Origin of the sequence: Pseudomonas sp. S11P7, assembly GCF_023195435.1 — a bacterium.
Taxonomy (GTDB): domain Bacteria; phylum Pseudomonadota; class Gammaproteobacteria; order Pseudomonadales; family Pseudomonadaceae; genus Aquipseudomonas; species Aquipseudomonas fluorescens_G.
This window is the reverse complement of the sequence record NZ_JALPKS020000002.1, coordinates 3,496,243-3,515,240: the sequence shown is the minus strand read 5'-3', so window position 1 is coordinate 3,515,240 and position 18,998 is coordinate 3,496,243. Positions and strand designations below refer to the sequence as shown.

The 18,998-nt window shown below is 60.7% G+C and carries 15 protein-coding genes; 8 read left to right on the top strand and 7 right to left on the bottom strand.

From position 1 onward, the window contains the following. Nucleotides 1-28 precede the first annotated feature (28 nt). Complete coding sequence (ppsR, locus tag M0746_RS16075; RefSeq protein ID WP_203421371.1) at nt 29-847, bottom strand: posphoenolpyruvate synthetase regulatory kinase/phosphorylase PpsR; 819 nt, start codon at nt 845-847, stop codon at nt 29-31. 168 nt (nt 848-1,015) lie between these two features. On the opposite strand from ppsR, the gene ppsA reads away from it, so the two are divergent. From ppsA to M0746_RS16035, 8 genes are all read left to right on the top strand, one after another. After that, entirely contained in the window at nt 1,016-3,391 is a 2,376-nt protein-coding gene (gene ppsA, locus M0746_RS16070) for a phosphoenolpyruvate synthase (RefSeq protein ID WP_258449891.1), read from the top strand. Between the two features lie 183 nt (nt 3,392-3,574). Further along, nucleotides 3,575-4,564, top strand: coding sequence for a lysophospholipase (locus tag M0746_RS16065; protein WP_258449890.1), 990 nt, complete (start codon nt 3,575-3,577; stop codon nt 4,562-4,564). Between the two features lie 210 nt (nt 4,565-4,774). Then, nucleotides 4,775-5,266 carry a ribonuclease E activity regulator RraA gene (gene rraA / locus M0746_RS16060; protein WP_258449889.1) on the top strand — a complete coding sequence of 164 codons (492 nt, stop codon included), beginning with the start codon at nt 4,775-4,777 and terminating at the stop codon, nt 5,264-5,266. A 21-nt stretch (nt 5,267-5,287) separates the two neighbouring features. After that, a complete protein-coding gene (locus tag M0746_RS16055; protein WP_258449888.1) occupies nt 5,288-6,283 on the top strand; it encodes a zinc transporter ZntB in 996 nt (331 codons plus the stop codon). 63 nt (nt 6,284-6,346) lie between these two features. Then, nucleotides 6,347-6,595, top strand: a complete 249-nt coding sequence (locus tag M0746_RS16050) for a CrfX protein (RefSeq protein ID WP_090282551.1) — start codon at nt 6,347-6,349, stop codon at nt 6,593-6,595. 2 nt (nt 6,596-6,597) lie between these two features. Further along, a complete protein-coding gene (locus tag M0746_RS16045) occupies nt 6,598-7,422 on the top strand; it encodes a mechanosensitive ion channel family protein (protein ID WP_007944522.1) in 825 nt (274 codons plus the stop codon). Between the two features lie 90 nt (nt 7,423-7,512). Further along, entirely contained in the window at nt 7,513-8,103 is a 591-nt protein-coding gene (gene sigX, locus M0746_RS16040; protein ID WP_042558499.1) for an RNA polymerase sigma factor SigX, read from the top strand. Nucleotides 8,104-8,210: 107 nt separating this feature from the next. After that, the gene (locus M0746_RS16035; protein WP_016773833.1) at nt 8,211-9,245 is read left to right on the top strand and encodes an OmpA family protein; all 1,035 of its coding nucleotides are present in this window, start codon (nt 8,211-8,213) and stop codon (nt 9,243-9,245) included. A gap of 75 nt (nt 9,246-9,320) precedes the next feature. Here M0746_RS16035 and cobA read toward each other — a convergent pair whose 3' ends face one another. From cobA to M0746_RS16005, 6 genes are all read right to left on the bottom strand, one after another. Then, nucleotides 9,321-10,070, bottom strand: a complete 750-nt coding sequence (cobA, locus tag M0746_RS16030; RefSeq protein WP_258449887.1) for a uroporphyrinogen-III C-methyltransferase — start codon at nt 10,068-10,070, stop codon at nt 9,321-9,323. 13 nt (nt 10,071-10,083) lie between these two features. After that, a complete protein-coding gene (locus tag M0746_RS16025) occupies nt 10,084-12,798 on the bottom strand; it encodes a nitrate reductase (protein ID WP_258449886.1) in 2,715 nt (904 codons plus the stop codon). Beyond that, nucleotides 12,798-13,115: a nitrite reductase small subunit NirD gene (gene nirD, locus M0746_RS16020; protein WP_090282554.1), complete on the bottom strand. Its 318-nt coding sequence runs from the start codon at nt 13,113-13,115 to the stop codon at nt 12,798-12,800. Before nirD ends, M0746_RS16025 begins: the two co-directional genes overlap by 1 nt. Continuing rightward, complete coding sequence (nirB, locus tag M0746_RS16015; protein WP_258449885.1) at nt 13,112-15,565, bottom strand: nitrite reductase large subunit NirB; 2,454 nt, start codon at nt 15,563-15,565, stop codon at nt 13,112-13,114. Before nirB ends, nirD begins: the two co-directional genes overlap by 4 nt. 412 nt (nt 15,566-15,977) lie before the next feature. Continuing rightward, on the bottom strand, nt 15,978-17,648 hold the full coding sequence (locus M0746_RS16010; protein WP_258449884.1) for a bifunctional protein-serine/threonine kinase/phosphatase: 1,671 nt from the start codon (nt 17,646-17,648) through the stop codon (nt 15,978-15,980). A 7-nt stretch (nt 17,649-17,655) separates the two neighbouring features. Beyond that, nucleotides 17,656-18,867 (bottom strand): nitrate/nitrite transporter, encoded by a 1,212-nt coding sequence (locus M0746_RS16005; protein WP_258449883.1) that lies wholly within the window; start codon nt 18,865-18,867, stop codon nt 17,656-17,658. Nucleotides 18,868-18,998 lie beyond the last annotated feature (131 nt).

Below are 18,998 nucleotides of genomic sequence, written 5' to 3'. Positions count from 1 at the left end.
CGATAGCGTCAGGTCAGGCACCGCAAACCTACTTGAACCGCCGCTCAACCCCTTTCTCCACCAGAATCTTCGCGGAAATCTCTTCCACGGAAAAATGCGTGGAGTTGATGTGCGGGATGTTCTCGCGGCGGAACAGGTTTTCCACTTCGCGCACTTCGAATTCGCACTGGGCGTAGCTCGAATAGCGGCTGTTGGGCTTGCGCTCGTTGCGGATGGCGGTGAGGCGGTCCGGGTCGATGGTCAGGCCGAACAGCTTGTGCTGATGGGCGCGCAGGGCGCTCGGCAGGGTCAGGCGCTCCATGTCGTCTTCGGTCAACGGATAGTTGGCCGCACGGATGCCGAACTGCATCGCCATGTACAGACACGTCGGCGTTTTGCCGCATCGCGACACGCCGACTAGTATCAGATCGGCTTTGTCGTAATAGTGGGTGCGCGCGCCGTCGTCGTTGTCGAGGGCAAAGTTCACCGCCTCGATGCGCTCCATGTAATTGGAGTTGTGCCCGATCGAATGCGATTTGCCGACGGTGTACGACGAATGCTCGGTCAGCTCCTGTTCGAGCGGGGCGAGGAAGGTCGAGAAAATGTCGATCATGAAACCATTGGACGTTGCGAGAATCTCACGAATGTCCTGATTGACGATGGTGTCGAAGATGATCGGCCGAAAGCCGTCGGTTTCAGCGGCTTTGTTGATTTGTTGTACCATGGCCCGCGCTTTTTCAACGCTGTCGATGTACGGCCGCGTGAACTTGCTGAAGGTAATGTTTTCGAACTGCGCCAACAGGCTTTGACCCAGGGTTTCGGCAGTGATGCCGGTGCCATCGGAGATGAAGAAAGCGGATCGTTTCATTTGCACCTTGGGCCTTAAGTTAATTCTTGGATATGATAGGCGCGATTTGTCGGCCGCGATTGGCCCGCATTCTCACTTATTTTCCAGGTCCAGGCCATACAGCCGGCCAAGGCTCCCCCGGGCCGCCGGCTTCTGAGCTTTTCCAACACAGTTAGTGGAGAGATCACCTTGGTAGAGTACGTAGTTTCCCTCGATAAGCTCGGCAAACACGATGTTGAGCATGTGGGGGGCAAGAACGCATCCCTGGGCGAGATGATCAGTAACCTGGCAGGCGCCGGTGTTTCGGTCCCCGGCGGCTTCGCCACGACGGCTCAGGCCTATCGTGACTTCCTCGAACTGAGCGGCCTGAACGAGCAGATCCACAAGGCCCTCGACGCGCTCGACGTCGACGACGTCAATGCCCTGGCCAAGACCGGTGCGCAGATCCGCCAATGGATCATGGACGCCGAATTCCCCGAAAAACTCAACACCGAGATCCGCACCGCGTTCGCCGCGCTGTCGGCCGGTAATCCTGATGTCGCCGTGGCCGTGCGTTCCTCTGCCACCGCCGAAGACCTGCCGGACGCGTCCTTCGCCGGTCAGCAGGAAACCTTCCTGAACATCCGTGGCGTGGACAATGTCATCCGCGCCGCCAAAGAGGTATTCGCTTCGCTGTTCAACGACCGGGCGATTTCCTACCGCGTGCATCAGGGCTTCGACCACAAACTGGTCGCCCTGTCGGCCGGCGTGCAGCGCATGGTGCGGTCGGAAACCGGCACCGCCGGCGTGATGTTCACCCTCGATACCGAATCCGGCTTCCGTGACGTGGTGTTCATCACCGGCGCCTACGGCCTGGGCGAAACCGTCGTACAAGGCGCGGTTAACCCGGATGAGTTCTACGTACATAAAGGCACGCTGGAGGCCGGTCGTCCGGCGATCCTGCGTCGTAACCTGGGCAGCAAAGCCATCAAGATGATCTACGGCGACGAGGCCAAGGCCGGCCGTTCGGTCAAGACCGTCGATGTCGACAAGGCTGAGCGCGCGCGTTTCTGCCTCACCGATGCTGAAGTCAGCGAACTGGCCAAGCAGGCGATGATCATCGAGAAGCACTACGGCTGCCCGATGGACATCGAGTGGGCCAAGGACGGTGACGACGGCAAGCTGTACATCGTGCAGGCGCGTCCGGAAACCGTGAAAAGCCGCACCCAGGCCAACGTCATGGAACGTTACCTGCTCAAGGAAACCGGAACCGTGCTGGTGGAAGGCCGCGCCATCGGCCAGCGCATCGGCGCCGGCAAAGTGCGGATCATCAAAGACGTTTCCGAGATGGACAAGGTCCAGCCGGGCGACGTGCTGGTCTCCGACATGACCGACCCGGACTGGGAACCGGTAATGAAGCGCGCCAGCGCCATCGTCACCAACCGTGGCGGGCGTACCTGCCACGCGGCGATCATCGCGCGCGAACTGGGCATTCCAGCGGTCGTCGGTTGCGGCAACGCCACCCAGCTGCTGAAGGATGGCCAGGGCGTGACCGTGTCCTGCGCCGAAGGCGACACCGGTTACATCTTCGAAGGCGAACTGGGCTTCGACATCAAGAAGAACTCCGTTGATGCCATGCCGGAGCTGCCGTTCAAGATCATGATGAACGTCGGCAACCCGGACCGCGCCTTCGACTTCGCGCAACTGCCAAACGCCGGCGTTGGCCTGGCCCGTCTGGAATTCATCATCAACCGCATGATCGGCGTGCACCCGAAAGCACTGTTGAACTACGACGGTCTGCCGCAGGACATCAAGGAAAGCGTCGACAAGCGCATCGCCGGTTACGACGATCCGGTCGGTTTCTATGTCGAGAAACTGGTCGAAGGCATCAGCACCCTGGCTGCCGCGTTCGCACCGAAGAAAGTCATCGTGCGTCTGTCGGACTTCAAGTCCAACGAATACGCCAACCTGATCGGCGGCAAGCTCTACGAACCGGAAGAAGAAAACCCGATGCTGGGCTTCCGTGGCGCTTCGCGTTACATCAGCGAATCGTTCCGCGACTGCTTCGAACTCGAATGCCGCGCGCTGAAACGCGTGCGCAACGAGATGGGCCTGACCAACGTCGAAATCATGGTGCCGTTCGTCCGTACCCTTGGCGAAGCCAGCCAGGTGGTCGACCTGCTCGCCGAAAACGGCCTGGCCCGTGGCGACAACGGTTTGCGCGTGATCATGATGTGCGAACTGCCATCCAACGCGATTCTGGCTGACGAGTTCCTTGAGTTCTTCGACGGTTTCTCGATCGGTTCCAACGACCTGACTCAGTTGACCCTGGGCCTGGACCGCGATTCCGGTATCATCGCGCACCTGTTTGACGAGCGTAATCCGGCGGTCAAGAAGCTGCTGGCCAATGCCATCCAGGCCTGCAACAAGGCCGGCAAGTACATCGGCATCTGCGGTCAGGGCCCTTCGGACCATCCGGACCTGGCCAAATGGCTGATGGAGCAGGGCATCGAAAGCGTTTCGCTGAACCCGGACACCGTGCTGGAAACCTGGTTCTTCCTCGCCGAAGGTCAGGCTCAGGCTTGATAGATATGTAACGGCCCGCTCCCCTGTAGGAGTGAGCCTGCTCGCGATAGCGATATAACAGCCGCCATCAATGGAGGCTGACACACCGCTATCGTGAGCAGGCTCACTTCTACAAGGGGGATGGCTTTAGATTGAAGTAGGGCGGGCTCTTGTAGATGCCGCCCTTTTTTGTGCAAGAGCATTATGCAAAGCAGCAGCAACCTGTTTCCTGTCGCCCTGATCAGCGCCGAGCGGCGCGGCGATCTGAGCGAAGATGTGTATCGACTCAAACCCGGCAACAGCCCCGACTGGTCCGTGGAAATCGCCGTCACCCGCCTGGGCATGGCCGATGACTCGGCGCCGCGCGGCGTGCCGGTAATCCTGCTGCACGGCAGTTTTTCCAATCGACGTTTCTGGTTTTCGCCCAAAGGTCTGGGCCTGGGCGCGTATCTGACGCGGCTGGGCTTCGATGTGTGGATCCCGGAGATGCGCGGCCACGGTCTGTCGCAGCGCAACGAGGACTATCGGCGCAACCGCGTCGCCGATTACGCGCGCTACGATCTGCCGGCGATTGCCGCGTTCGTGCGGGAGCAGAGCGGGCAGATTCCGCACTGGATCGGCCACTCGCTGGGCGGGATTACCCTGGCGGCGGCGCTGGGTGGCGAATATCTAGGCGAACCGGCGGTGGCGTCGGCGGCGTTTTTCGGCACGCAGGTCAGCCGCACGTACTGGCCGCTGAAAATTCCGCCGCTGGAGTGGGGCAGTCGCTTTATTCTCAAGCGTTTCGCACAGTTGTCCGGTTCACGCCTGCGGCGCGGCCCGGAAGACGAGCCGATCGGCCTGGCCATCGAAAGCATGCGCTGGTACGGCTTGTTCGGCCGCTTTGGCGACAAGGACAAGGATTGGTGGGCCGGGCTCGCCGATGTTCAGGTGCCGGTGTTGGCGGTGACGGCGGCGGGCGATCATCAGGACCCGGCGTGGGCCTGTCGCAAGCTGTTCGAGCAGATCGGCTCCGAGCACAAGCAGTTCGTCAATCTGGGGCGCGAGCAAGGTTTCAGCGACAATTTTGGCCATGTCGAAATGCTGGTGAGCAAAGCGGCGCAGACCGAAGTGTGGCCGCTGGTGGCGCGCTGGCTGAATGATCAGCAGACGCCATTGCTGGCGCAAGCGGCGGATCTGGCCGCGGCGGTGTAAGGGGCGTTCCGTTCGGCCGGGCTTGCGGCTAAGATATGACGCATTGTGCGGTTCTGGTCATATTTTGCGGCTGTTTAGCGATTACGTTTCAGGCTGTGTTCAGGTTCGCTCAGCGACCATGGCGTGGGCTAAGGTAAACAGCGACTGGCCGGACTCGTCTCATCAGAATGCGGCATCCTTGATCGTCTTGCTTTTTACAGGAGTTTTTCGATGGACCATTACCTTACGCCTGACCTGTGCGACGCCTACCCGGAGCTGGTGCAGGTGCTGGAACCGATGTTCAGCAATTTCGGCGGCCGTGATTCCTTTGGCGGCGAAATCGTGACCATCAAATGCTTCGAAGACAACTCGCTGGTCAAGGAACAGGCCGAACTCGACGGCACCGGCAAAGTGCTGGTGGTCGACGGCGGTGGCTCGCTGCGCCGTGCACTGCTGGGCGACATGATTGCCGAAAAGGCTGCGAAAAACGGTTGGGAAGGCATGGTGATCTACGGCTGCATCCGTGACGTCGATGTCCTCGCCCAGACCGATCTCGGCGTGCAGGCGCTGGCCAGCCACCCGATGAAGACCGAAAAGCGCGGCATTGGCGACCTCAACGTCGCGGTGACCTTCGCCGGTGTGACCTTCCATCCGGGCCACTATGTCTATGCGGACAACAACGGCGTGATCGTTTCGCCGAGTCCGCTGCAGATGCCTGAATAAGCTTTTCGACAAGGGATGCGGATGTTCGAGGAAGAAAACGCGCAGTGGGGGCTGGTGCATGCCCTGGTGCTGGACGGTAAGGGCGGCGCGCGTTCGATAGCCCGGACGGAACTGGACGATCTGCAGCTGCAGGCGCACGAAAGCCTGTGGCTGCATTGGGATCGCAGCCATCCGCAGACCCAGACCTGGCTGCGCAAATCCAGCGGACTCAACGAGTTCACCTGCGACCTGCTGCTGGAAGAGAATACCCGCCCGCGTCTGTTGCCGCTGCCGGACTCCGAATTGCTGCTGTTTTTGCGCGGGGTCAATCTCAATCCGGGTGCCGAGCCGGAAGACATGGTGTCGGTGCGGATTTTCGCTTCAGCGCAACGGGTGATCTCCCTGCGTTTGCGGCCACTGCGGGCCACTGATGAATTGCTTGCGCAATTGGCTGACGGCAGAGGCCCGAAGACATCATCAGAACTCATCCTCTATCTGGCGCAGTTCCTCACCAACAAAGTGCAGGACCTGGTCACGTGCCTCTCGGAAATCGCTGATGAGGAAGAAGAAAAGATGGATGCCGACGAACGGTATTCTCCCGAACACGGGTCGATTTTGCACATCCGCCGGCGAGCAGCCGGGCTCAAGCGTTTTCTCGCTCCACAGCGGGATATTTTTGGCCTGCTGACACGCATAAAGCTGCCGTGGTTCGTTGAAGACGATGCCGATTACTGGAACGAACTGAACAACAGCCTGACCCGCTATCTGGAAGAGCTGGAATTGACCCGAGAGCGCGTGGGGCTTGTGCTGGAGGCCGAGGACCGGCGTCTGAACGTGCACATGAATCGCACCATGTACCGCTTCGGCATCATCACCTGCATCTTCCTGCCGATGAGTTTTATCACCGGTCTTCTGGGCATCAACGTTGGCGGGATTCCGTTCGCCAGCAGCCCGTACGGTTTCCTCATCGCATGCTCGACGGTGCTTGCCCTGGCCTTCGGTCAGTGGTGGTTGTTCCGACGTTTGCGCTGGGTTTGAAGAGGCCGCATGTGACCCGACCAAATTTGCCCGCGTCTTTCACAGACATCACGAGAGGTGCGTATGCACGATCCGTTTGAACAGTCTTTGCGCGACATGCTCAACGCCTCGCCGTCCAGCCGCGACGACGACGCCTGCCTGGGCCGCGTGCTCAAAACCGCCAACCGCCAGGTCGGCGCCGGTGATCTGTTCAGCCTGCTGGGCCGCTGGCTGCCCGCGCTGATGATCGCCCTGAACAATGGTTCGGCGCATGTCTCGCCGGTTTCCCGTCTTCGTAAACCTGCTGTTCGCACTGCTGATAAGGCTGATTGAATATGGAACTTGATCTCTGGACTCAGAGCCTCGTCACTGCAATGACTGCGTTGTGGACCAAAGTCGCTAATTTCATTCCGAACCTGTTCGGCGCACTGGTGGTGCTGCTGTTGGGTTTCGTCGTGGCCAAGCTGCTCGACACCTTGCTCTCCAAGTTGCTGGCCAAATTGGGCCTCGATCGCCTGATGGGCGGCACCGGTCTGACCAAACTGTTGTCGCGTGCGGGCCTGCAAGTGCCGATCTCGACCTTGATCGGCAAAATCGTTTACTGGTTCGTTCTGCTGATTTTCCTGGTATCTGCAGCAGAATCCCTTGGCCTTGAGCGAGTTTCAGCTACGCTGGACATGCTGGCGCTATATCTGCCGAAAGTTTTCGGCGCCGCCCTGGTGCTGCTGGTCGGTGTGTTGCTCGCGCAATTGGCCAATGGCCTGGTGCGCGGGGCGGCGGAAGGCGTAGGCCTGGACTACGCTTCGGGGCTGGGGCGTATCGCGCAGGGGCTGGTGATCATCATCAGTATCTCGGTGGCGATCAGTCAGCTCGAGGTCAAGACCGACCTGCTGAACCACGTGATTGTTATCGTTTTGATTACCGTTGGTCTGGCCGTTGCGCTGGCCATGGGTTTGGGAAGCCGGGAAATTGCCGGTCAGATTCTTGCGGGAATCTATGTGCGTGAGTTGTACGAGGTTGGGCAACAAGTGCGTGTTGGCGAGGTCGAAGGCCAGATCGAAGAGATCGGCACGGTTAAAACCACATTGCTGACCGATGAGGGTGAGCTAGTCTCTCTCTCCAATCGGATCCTGCTGGAACAGCATGTGAGTAGCCGCTAAACCGGCAAACCCTGCTAATGTATGCCGCCGCAAAATGCCAGCCGAGGCTGGCTGCGGTGGACATTGACCTGACTGTCGGCACGACTTGTTTTGAATAAAGCCCAAACGCTATCCACGCGCTACGACCCCCGCGAGCTCTCTGATGAGGAGTTGGTCGCGCGCTCGCACACCGAGCTTTTTCACGTAACGCGCGCCTACGAAGAGTTGATGCGGCGTTACCAGCGAACATTATTTAATGTCTGTGCGAGATATCTTGGGAACGATCGCGACGCAGACGATGTCTGTCAGGAAGTGATGCTGAAGGTGCTGTATGGCCTGAAGAACTTCGAGGGGAAATCGAAGTTCAAAACCTGGCTTTACAGCATCACTTACAACGAATGCATCACGCAGTATCGGAAGGAACGGCGTAAGCGTCGCTTGATGGACGCTCTCAGCCTCGACCCTCTTGAAGAAGCGTCTGAAGAAAAGGCGCCGAAACCGGAGGATAAGGGTGGGCTTGATCGCTGGCTGGTGTATGTGAATCCGATTGACCGCGAAATTCTGGTGCTACGATTTGTCGCAGAGCTGGAGTTTCAGGAGATCGCAGACATCATGCACATGGGTTTGAGTGCGACAAAAATGCGTTACAAACGCGCTCTAGATAAATTGCGTGAGAAATTTGCAGGCATTGCTGAAACTTAGTTCAGCGCAAATATCTCTTACGTGTAGGCAAGTTCTGATAGACTTGCCGCCGAGTTGTCCCCCGGTTTGCGGGACTGCTTCACAATCACCAGATGGGGATTTAACGGATGAAACTGAAAAACACCTTGGGCTTGGCCATTGGTTCTCTGATTGCCGCCACTTCGTTCGGCGCTCTGGCACAAGGCCAAGGCGCAGTTGAAATCGAAGGCTTCGCTAAGAAAGAACAATTCGACAGCGCTCGTAACTTCAAGAACAACGGCAACCTGTTCGGCGGTTCGATCGGTTACTTCCTGACCGACGACGTAGAACTGCGTCTGGGCTACGACGAAGTGCACAACGTACGTGCCGACGATGGCAAGAACGTCAAAGGCGCTAACACCGCTCTGGACGCTCTGTACCACTTCAACAACCCAGGCGACATGATTCGTCCATACGTTTCGGCCGGTTTCTCTGACCAGAGCATCGACCAGAACGGTTCGAACGGTCGTAACCGTTCCACCTTCGCCAACGTTGGCGGCGGTGCCAAGCTGTACTTCACCGAGAACTTCTACGCCCGTGCTGGCGTTGAAGCTCAATACAACATCGACCAGGGCGACACCGAGTGGGCTCCTAGCGTCGGTATCGGTGTGAACTTCGGTGGCGGCTCCAAGCCTGCTGCTGCTCCAGTTCCAGCACCAGCTGAAGTCTGCTCCGACAGCGACAACGATGGCGTTTGCGACAACGTTGACAAGTGCCCGGACACCCCAGCCAACGTAACTGTTGACGCTGATGGCTGCCCAGCAGTTGCTGAAGTTGTTCGTGTTGAGCTGGACGTGAAATTCGACTTCGACAAGTCGGTTGTCAAGCCAAACAGCTACGGCGACATCAAGAACCTGGCTGACTTCATGAAGCAGTACCCATCCACCACCACTACTGTTGAAGGTCACACTGACTCCGTCGGTCCTGACGCTTACAACCAGAAACTGTCCGAGCGTCGTGCAAACGCCGTTAAGCAAGTTCTGACCAACCAGTACGGTGTTGAATCGTCCCGCGTTCAGTCTGTTGGCTACGGCGAATCCCGCCCGGTTGCTGACAACAAAACTGACGCTGGCCGCGCTGTAAACCGTCGCGTAGAAGCGCAGGTTGAAGCTCAAGCTAAGTAATTAGCTGCCGCTCTGAGAAAAGCCCGGCTTAGGCCGGGCTTTTCTTTGTCTGCGATTTGCCGAGGTGGTGTGTATTCAGGCCGTCGCCAGCGAAGGCAGATCGTATTGCGCTGACTGACTGGCGGCCGCAACTGCGCCGATCACCAGAATCGCAGGACTTTTCAGCTCGAATAACCGGGCATCCTCACACATGGCGCTCAGGTCGCTGCGGCATTCGCGCTGCACCGGCAGTGAAGCATTCTCGATCATCGCCACCGGCGTATCCGCCGCCATGCCCCCGGCCAGCAGTTGCTCGCGAATCTCGCCTAGTTTGGCCACACCCATATAGATCACCAGTGTCGTCCCGCTCTGTGCCAGTGCCTGCCAGTTCAGTTGGCTATCGTCCTGAGTGTGCGCGGTCACCAGCGTTACGCCGCGGGCCACGCCGCGCAAGGTCAGGGATATATCGCATTGCGTGGCGCCGGCCAGGCCAGCGGTGATGCCGTTGACCAGTTCCACTTCGACGCCGCGCTCGCGCAGCCACTGCGCCTCTTCACCGCCACGGCCGAAAATGCACGGATCGCCACCCTTGAGCCGCACCACGCATTTGCCGTGGCGTGCGTAACGCAGCATCAGCCGGTGGATGAACGCCTGCGGAGTCGAGCGACAGCCGCCGCGCTTGCCCACGGCAATGATCCGCGCGTCAGGGCAGTGTTCCAGCACCGCTGCGTTGACCAGGTCATCGATCAGCACCACATCGGCCGCGCGCAATGCGCGTACCGCTTTGAGGGTCAGCAATTCCGGATCACCAGGACCTGCACCCACCAGCCAGACTTTTGCATTCATGGTGTTTTCCTCATCAGATGACGGCGGCTGGCTGCACATCGGCGGCCAGCAGGCGTTTGATTTCCGGGACGCACGAGCCGCATTGCGTGCCGCAGCCCAATTGATTTTTCAGACCCTGCAGATCCAGACCCTGGCGAATGCCAGCGCAGACAGCGTTGAGGCTGACGTTTTTGCAGTTGCACAGCGTTTTATTGGCCGCGACCTGCACCCCGGTATTGCCCGGCGGCGCACTCATCGGCGCCAGTAGCCAACGGCGCAGTTGTTCGTCGGCGCGACCCTCCAGCCACAAGCCCTGCAACCAATGTTGCGCGAGGGTTTCGCCGGCCAGACGAATCGCGGTGATCCGGCCATTCTCGATGCGCACGCGTTTGCCAATGGCGCGGCGTGGATCGTCGTAAGCGAGGACCGGACCGTCGATCAGTGACAGACATTGATCGATTTGCGCGAGCAATGGCGCATCCGGCGCCTCGTGGCTGGCAGCGCGTATCAGCAGCGCCGGACGTTCGCGTCCGACAAGGCTGAGGCTGACGTAGGAAAACGCCTCGCAGAGCGGTCGTAGCGTCTCGAAATGCCGCTGCACATCGCCCTCGATCAAAGCGAAAAGCTGCCACGGCAGATGGACCGGCTCCAGACGCACGCCGCTGTGTTTCAGTTCCGGTTGTTTTGATAACGGATCGAAGGCCGGCTGGGTCAGGTTGTTCACGCCGCCCTTGAGAAAACGATCGCCCCAGTGCATCGGCAAAAACGCCTGACCGGGGCGCACGCTGTCATCGCTGCCGACCGCAACAATCACCGCGCCACGACGGCTTTTCAGATTGACCAGATCGCCCGGTTGCAGACGGTGCCGGCGCATTTCATCGGGATGCAGGCTCAACACCGCTTCGCTGACATGGCCGAACAGTTGCGCAGCAGTGCCGGTGCGGCTCATGCCGTGCCACTGATCGCGCAGGCGCCCGGTGAGCAGGGTCAGCGGGAAACGCGCGTCGCGTTGCTCCTTGGCGGCACGGTACGGCTCGGCGATGAATTGCGCGCGACCGCTGGCGGTAGGAAAAATACCATCGCCGTACAAGCGTGACGTGCCTTGGCGGGCGCCGGCAGGGAAGGGCCACTGTTGCGGGCCGATCTCATCGATCAGCGCATGGCTGATGCCGGACAGGTCGAGATCGCGGCCACGGGTCAGGCCTTTGAACTCATCGAACAATTGCGCAGGCTCAGCGAAGGCAAACAGACTCGGTTGCTGCGCACGCAGACGTTGCTCCAGCCGCTGGGCGAAATCCACGGTGATCGCCCAGTCCGCCCGTGCTTCGCCGGGTGGGAGAATCGCCTGGCGAACGTGGGAAATGCGCCGCTCGGAGTTGGTCACCGAGCCTTCCTTCTCGCCCCAACTGGCGGCGGGCAGCAACAGGTCAGCGAAGGCGGCGGTTTCGGTGGTGCGAAACGCTTCCTGCAACACCACGAACGGGCACGCCTCAAGGGCCGCGCGCACCGCGCTTTGGTCCGGCATCGATTGCGCCGGGTTGGTACAGGCAATCCACAGCGCCTTGATCTTGCCGCTGCGCAGGTTTTCAAACAGTTCGATGGCGCTGAGCCCGGGCGCTTCCGGTAAATTTGCCACGCCCCAATATTCCGCCACTTCCGCTCGGTGCTGCGGGTTGGTCGCATCGCGGTGGCCGGGCAGCAGATTTGACAGACTGCCGGTTTCACGCCCGCCCATGGCATTCGGCTGACCGGTCAGGGAGAAAGGTCCTGCGCCCGGCCGGCCGATTTGCCCGGTGGCCAGGTGCAGATTGATCAGCGCGCTGTTCTTCGCGCTGCCGGCGGTGGACTGGTTCAAGCCCATGCACCACAGCGACAGAAAGCTCGGCGATGTACCGATCCATTCGGCGCACTGCTGCAACTGCTCGACGCTGATCCCGCACAGTTGCGAAACCATTTGCGGGGTGTAGTCGCGCACCAGATTCTTCAGCTCGGCCAGTCCTTCGGTGTGTGCCTTGATGAAATCGCGGTCGACCCAGTCTTCCCACAGCAGCAGATGCAAAATCCCATGAAACAGCGCGACATCGGTGCCCGGCAGAATCGCCAGATGCAGGTCGGCCAGATCGCAGGTGTCGGTACGCCGCGGATCGATGACGATGACTTTCATCTGCGGACGCCGCGCTTTGGCGTCTTCCAGGCGCCGGAAAAGTACCGGATGGGCGTAGGCCATGTTACTGCCGACGATCATCATGCAATCGCTCAGCTCCAGATCTTCATAACTGCACGGTGGCGCGTCGGCACCGAGGCTGCGTTTGTAGCCGACCACGGCCGAAGACATGCACAGCCGTGAGTTGCTGTCGATGTTGTTGGTGCCGACCAGCGCCCGCGCCAGTTTGTTGAAGGCGTAATAATCCTCGGTGAGCAACTGTCCGGAGATATAGAACGCCACGCTGTCCGGGCCGTGCTCGGCGATGGTGTCGGCGAAAACATTGGCCGCATGTTCCAGCGCGGTGTCCCAGTCTGTGCGGCTGCGCGCCAGGCCTTTGCCCAGGCGCAACTCCGGATAGAGCGCGCGGGCGGCGAGGTCGCCGGTCAGGTGCAGGGTCGAGCCTTTGCTGCACAGTTTGCCGAAGTTGGCCGGGTGCGCCGGATCGCCGCTGACGCCGAGGATGCGCTCGCCGTCATGCTCGATCAGTACGCCGCAGCCGACCCCGCAATAGCAGCAGGTCGAGGCGGTCGTCTGGCGGTTCATCAGATGGCGTCCCGCAGGGCCAATTGCACCCGACCGTTTTCCACCCGCGCTGGATGGTGATGGGCGCAGCCAACGTCCGGCGCCTGGGCTTCACCGGATTCGAGGTCGATCTGCCAGTTGTGCAGCGGGCAGGCCACGCGTTTGCCATAGATCAGGCCTTGGGACAGCGGCCCGCCCTTGTGCGGGCAGCGGTCGTCGAGGGCGAAAACCTCATCGTCGCTGGTACGAAAAATCGCGATGTCTCCTTTGGGCCCGGCAATGATCCGCGAGCCAAGCGCGTTGATCTCGTCGAGGGCACAGATATCGAGCCAGTTCATGCCGGCACCTCCAGGTTTTTCACAGGGATCACATCGAATTCTTTCTTCAGTTGCGGTTGCGCCAGACGCTCTTTCCACGGGTCCTGTTCGAACGACAGAGAGAATTGCAGGCGCTCGTTCAAGGCTTTGCGACGCTCGGCGTCTTCGAGCACGTTCTTCTTGATGTGCTCCATGCCGACCCGTTGCAGGTAGTGCACGGTGCGTTCGAGGTAGAAGGCTTCTTCGCGATACAGCTGCAGGAACGCGCCGTTGTATTCGCGCACTTCATCAGCGGTTTTCAGTTTGACGAAGAACTCGGCGACTTCGGTTTTGATCCCGCCGTTGCCGCCGATGTACATCTCCCAGCCGGAATCGACGCCGATGATTCCTACGTCCTTGATGCCCGCTTCCGAGCAATTGCGCGGGCAGCCGGAGACCGCAAGTTTGACCTTGTGCGGCGACCACATGTTGAACAGGTCGTGCTCGAGGTCGATGCCCAGTTGCGTCGAATTCTGCGTGCCGAAGCGGCAGAACTCGCTGCCAACGCAAGTCTTCACCGTGCGGATGGATTTGCCGTAGGCGTGGCCGGACGGCATGTCGAGGTCTTTCCACACGCCGGGCAGGTCCTGCTTTTTGATGCCGAGCAAGTCGATGCGCTGACCGCCAGTGACCTTGACCATCGGCACGTTGTATTTGTCAGCCACATCGGCAATTCGCCGCAGCTCCGAAGGATTGGTCACGCCGCCCCACATCCGTGGCACCACCGAATAGGTGCCGTCCTTTTGAATGTTGGCGTGGGCGCGTTCGTTGATCAGGCGCGATTGCGGATCGTCCCTGGCTTCGCCCGGCCAGGTGGAAATCAGGTAGTAGTTGAGCGCCGGGCGGCAGGTCGCACAGCCGTTCGGCGTGCGCCAGTTCAGGTAGCTCATGGTGTCGGCGATGGTCAGCAGATGCTCCTGGCGTATCGCCTGGCGGATCTGCCCGTGATTGAGGTCGCTGCAACCGCAAATGGCTTTTTCGCTTTTCGGTTTGACGTCTGCCGCGCCGCCGACCGTGTTGATCAGGATCTGCTCGACCAGGCCAGCGCAGGAACCGCAGGAGCTGGCAGCCTTGGTGTGTTTCTTCACTTCATCGACGCTGAACAGGCCGTGTTCCTGAATCGCTTTGACGATGGTGCCTTTGCACACCCCGTTGCAACCGCAGACCTCGGCGCTGTCGGCCATGACCATGGCTTTGTCCTGGCCCTGATGTCCTACGTCGCCTAAAGCGTTTTCGCCGAACATCAAGTGATCGCGGATCTCACCGATGGCGTGATTCTCACGAATCTGCCGGAAATACCAACCACCATCTGCCGTATCGCCGTACAGACAGGCGCCGACCAGCACGTCATCCTTGATCACCAGTTTTTTGTACACACCGCCAATCGGGTCGGAGAGGGTGATGGTTTCGGTGCCTTCGCCGCCCATGAAGTCGCCGGCGGAGAACAGGTCGATGCCGGTGACTTTGAGTTTGGTCGAGGTCACCGAGCCCTGATAGCGAGCGAAGCCCAGTTGCGCGAGGTGGTTGGCGCAGACCTTGGCCTGTTCGAACAGCGGCGCGACCAGACCGTAGGCGATGCCGCGGTGGCTGGCGCATTCGCCGATCGCGTAGATACGCGGGTCGTAGGTTTGCAGGGTGTCGTTGACGAGAATCCCGCGGTTGCACGGGATGCCGGCCTTTTCCGCCAGTTCGGTGTTGGGGCGGATGCCAGCGGCCATGACCACCAGATCGGCGGGGATGATGTCGCCGTTCTTGAACTGCACCGAGCCGACCCGGCCATTGCCAGCGTCGTGCAGGGCCTGGGTCTGTTCGCACAGGCGGAAATGCAGGCCGCGCGATTCCAGTGCCGATTGCAGAAGCTGGCCGCTGGTCTTGTCCAGTTGTCGCTCCAGCAGCCATTCACCGAGGTGCACCACGGTGACGTGCATGCCGCGCAGCATCAGGCCATTGGCCGCTTCGAGGCCGAGCAGGCCCCCGCCGATGACCACGGCGTGCTTGTGGGTTTTGGCGGTGTCGATCATCGCCTGGGTGTCGGCAATGTCACGGTAACCGATCACGCCCTGCAGGGTGTTGCCAGGAATCGGCAGGATGAACGGCGTCGAGCCGGTGGCGATCAGCAGGCGATCGTATTCGGCTTCGCTGCCATCCTCGGCGATCACCCGGCGTTTGACCCGGTCGATCTCCACCACTTTGCGGTTGAGCAGCAGCTTGATGTTGTTTTCCAGGTACCAGTCGAGGTCGTTGAGCACGATCTCTTCGAAGGTCTGCTCACCGGCCAGCACCGGCGACAGCAGGATGCGGTTGTAGTTGGTGTGCGGTTCGGCGCCGAAGACCGTGATGTCGTACAGCTCGTTGCTCAGTTTCAGCAGTTCTTCGAGGGTGCGAACCCCGGCCATGCCATTGCCGATCATCACCAGTTTGAGTTTCTTCATCAGGTTCTCCGGGGAGCTGCGGCGGGCCTCTGGTGGGCCGTCGGGCCGTGCTCGACAAATTTTGCGCAAACAAAAAAAGGCGTCCCGCTAGTTGCCTAGCGAGGACGCCTTTGTCCTGGTCCCGTTCTCTCGGGGAGCCCAGCTTCGTCGTTGAAGGTTGGGCTTTATGTGTGTGTTGAGAGGAGTAATGCAGTGGTTGTGCCAACTTGGGAAGTGGCGGGTTTATTGGGGGCTGGCTGAATATGAAGGGTGGTTTTTGCACCGATTGGAGGCGTGTTGCTCGTTCGTGGCGCATTCAACCGGAAAGATTTGCAGCGCAGCGTCTGGCGTCATTGCGAGCAGGCTCACTCCTACAGGGGACCGCATTTCAACTTGTAGGAGTGAGGCTGCTCGCGATAGCCGCAACTCGGTTTCAACTGTGAAACAACAACACAAGCAGCACCACATTCCCCAACAACGCCACCAACGCCATGGTCCGCCAGACCTTCAACGGCTCGCGCTCCAGCAAAGGTCTGGGCCGCACACTCAAACTGCGCCGCTCACCCTGTTCCAGCAGCAGCAACCATTCCTCCGCCGTTTCAAAGCGCTGCTGCGGATCGGCCGCGACGCCGCGCTCCAGACTCTGCGCCAGCCATTCCGGCAGATCCGGGCGGAAACGACTGGCGCTCACCGGCACGCCAAATCGCGGCCGCTGAAACGCTTCGATCTCGCCGTAGGGAAAATGTCCGCTGAGCAGGTAATACAGGGTTACGCCGACCGAATACAGATCCTGCTGCACGCTCGGCGAATCACCGCGAAATGCTTCCGGGGCAATGAAGCTGGGGGTTCCCGGCAACGTCGACGGCGCGTCCTGCGACAGACCGGGGCAGTAGGCGAGGCCGAAGTCCAGCAGACGCAATTCGCCGTCATCGCCCCAATGCAGGTTTTCCGGCTTGACGTCGCGGTGCAGTATCTGCCGCCGATGCAGCAGGCCAACCGCGCGCAGCAAGCGCTCGGCAATGTCCTGCCACTGCGCCAGCGGCAGTGGGCCGTGTTGTTGAAATAATTGGGCGAGGGTCGTTCCGGGGTATTCGCGCATCACGTAATACAGATGCTGGCGCTGCGGGCAGGCATGTACTTCGGGGAAGTGCCGACCGGCGACGCGCCTGAGAAACCATTCTTCGGACAGCAGTGCTTGCCCGGCCTGCGGATCATCCTCCAGACGCGCCGGCAAGGTTTTCAACAACCACGACTGGCCCTGGCCATCGGCGACCCGATACAGCAGCGATTGCTGGCTCTGCGCAACAATGCCTTGCACTTGCCAGCCTTCGAATGACTGGCCGGGTTTCAGCGGCGGCGGCAAGGGCCATTGCTGCAGATGAATCAAGGCGTCGCCAATGCTCGACTCGCCGAGCGCATCGACGCGCACCAGCAAGGCACTGGCGTTGTCCTGACTGCCGGCCAGATGCGCGGCGTTGATCAGCGTCTGTGCGGCGTTGGGCAGGTCCGGTTGATCGCGCAAAATCGCCGCGATCGCGGTATCACCCAGCGTCGACCAGACGCCATCGCTGAGCAGCACGAAGCTTTCGCCTTCCTGCAACTCACCGTCGAGAAAATCCAGTACCAGGTGCTGATCCAGGCCCAGCGCGCGCTTGAGCACATGTTGCATGCCCGGTTGGTCCCAGACGTGATCCTCGGAGATGCGCTGCAAGGTGTCGGCGTGCCAGCGATACACCCGGCAATCGCCGACGTGGGCGAGGGTGAAGCGCCGACCGCGCAGCACCAGCGCACTGACCGTGGTCAGCAGCGGTTGCCCACTGCCATTGGCCTGCAACCAGCGGTTTTGCGCGAGTAACAGACGATCCAGCGCTTGTGCCACGCTCCAGGTTTCCGGCGTGGCGTAGTAGTCCAGCGCCAGCGCCTGCAAGGTCGAACGCGCGGCGAGGCCGCCATCGGCGCACTGGCTGACGCCGTCGGCGATGGCGAACAGATAACCTTTGCTTGCGGCCAGCGCTGGCGCCGGCGTCACCGCACGCAGCGCGTCCTGATTCTCCGCGCGCGGGCCAGTGGCGCTGGCTTCGGCAAAGCTCAGTTGCAGAGCCATCGACGCCTCAGACCCGCGCCGCCGTCACCGCTGCCGAACCCCAGGTGGTCCTCCAGCGACGCTTGACGCCGTGCAGGCCAAACCATGCCAGGACGCCGAGGCTGGCGAACAACCACAGCGCCAGTTGATAGCTGCCGGTGCTCTGTTTGATCGCGCCCATGCCAGCCGCCAAAGCGAAACCGCCGATGCCGCCGGCCATGCCGATCAAACCGGTCATTACACCGATTTCCAGACGGAAACGTTGTGGCACCAGTTGGAACACCGCACCGTTGCCGGCGCCCAGACCGAGCATGGTGCAGACGAAAAGCGCCAGCGCGGCGTAGGAACTTGGCAGGTTGAAGCCGACGGCGGCGATGCAGATGGCAGCGACGGTGTACATCGCCAGCAAGGTGCGGATGCCACCGAAGCGATCCGCCAGCGCGCCACCCAATGGGCGCATCAGGCTGCCGCCGAACACGCAGGCGGCGGTGTAGTAACCGGCGGTGACCGGGCTCAGACCGTATTGATCGTTGAAGTAGCCGGGCAGGGCGCTGGCCAGACCGATGAAGCCGCCGAAGGTCACGCTGTAGAAAAACATGAACCACCAGCTGTCACGGTCGCCGAGGGCTTTGAAGTAATCGGCCATGGCTTTTGGTTTCGGCCGCTGCGGGGCGTTTTTCGCCAGCAAGGCAAACAGCATCAACGTCAGCATCAGCGGGATCAGGGCGAAACCAAAGACATTGCTCCAGCCGAACGCGGCGGCAATCACTGGCGCGAGCAGTGCGGCGAACACCGTGCCGGAGTTGCCCGCACCGGCAATGCCCATGGCTTTGCCCTGATGCTCTGGCGGATACCATTGCGAGGCCAGCGGCAGGGCCACGGCGAACGAGGCGCCGGCCATGCCGAGGAACAGGCCGAGGATCAGCGCCTGTTCATAACTGTGAATACCGAGTTTCCACGCACCGAACAGTGCGCAGATGACGATGACCTGGCCGATCAGCCCGGCGGTTTTCGGCGATAGCCGATCAGCCAGCATGCCCATAATGAAGCGCAGCACCGCGCCGGCGAGAATCGGCGTGGCGACGACCAGGCCGCGTTGTTGGGTGGTCAGTTGCAGGTCGGTGGCAATCTGCACCGCCAGTGGGCCGAGCAGGTACCAGACCATGAAGCTCAGGTCGAAATACAGAAAGGCCGCGAACAATGTCGGGGTGTGGCCGGATTTCCAGAAGCTTGAATTCATCGCGCACCTCAGCTGATAAGAGTCTCGGGAGTCATGCACAGCAGGTGGAGCGCCTGCACGGCCGCACCACCGGCCCCGGTCTGTGGGGCCAAAACGCAAAAACGCCGCTACCGGATTCGCGATTGAGCGAA

Excerpts from the sequence above, each read along its gene's own strand:
- ppsR (WP_203421371.1), bottom strand. The coding sequence starts at position 847 with ATGAAACGATCCGCTTTCTTCATCTCCGATGGCACCGGCATCACTGCC.
- M0746_RS16065 (WP_258449890.1), top strand. The coding sequence starts at position 3,575 with ATGCAAAGCAGCAGCAACCTGTTTCCTGTCGCCCTGATCAGCGCCGAG.
- rraA (WP_258449889.1), top strand. The coding sequence starts at position 4,775 with ATGGACCATTACCTTACGCCTGACCTGTGCGACGCCTACCCGGAGCTG.
- M0746_RS16055 (WP_258449888.1), top strand. The coding sequence starts at position 5,288 with ATGTTCGAGGAAGAAAACGCGCAGTGGGGGCTGGTGCATGCCCTGGTG.
- M0746_RS16050 (WP_090282551.1), top strand. The coding sequence starts at position 6,347 with ATGCACGATCCGTTTGAACAGTCTTTGCGCGACATGCTCAACGCCTCG.
- M0746_RS16045 (WP_007944522.1), top strand. The coding sequence starts at position 6,598 with ATGGAACTTGATCTCTGGACTCAGAGCCTCGTCACTGCAATGACTGCG.
- M0746_RS16035 (WP_016773833.1), top strand. The coding sequence starts at position 8,211 with ATGAAACTGAAAAACACCTTGGGCTTGGCCATTGGTTCTCTGATTGCC.
- cobA (WP_258449887.1), bottom strand. The coding sequence starts at position 10,070 with ATGAATGCAAAAGTCTGGCTGGTGGGTGCAGGTCCTGGTGATCCGGAA.
- M0746_RS16025 (WP_258449886.1), bottom strand. The coding sequence starts at position 12,798 with ATGAACCGCCAGACGACCGCCTCGACCTGCTGCTATTGCGGGGTCGGC.
- nirD (WP_090282554.1), bottom strand. The coding sequence starts at position 13,115 with ATGAACTGGCTCGATATCTGTGCCCTCGACGAGATCAACGCGCTTGGC.
- nirB (WP_258449885.1), bottom strand. The coding sequence starts at position 15,565 with ATGAAGAAACTCAAACTGGTGATGATCGGCAATGGCATGGCCGGGGTT.
- M0746_RS16010 (WP_258449884.1), bottom strand. The coding sequence starts at position 17,648 with ATGGCTCTGCAACTGAGCTTTGCCGAAGCCAGCGCCACTGGCCCGCGC.
- M0746_RS16005 (WP_258449883.1), bottom strand. The coding sequence starts at position 18,867 with ATGAATTCAAGCTTCTGGAAATCCGGCCACACCCCGACATTGTTCGCG.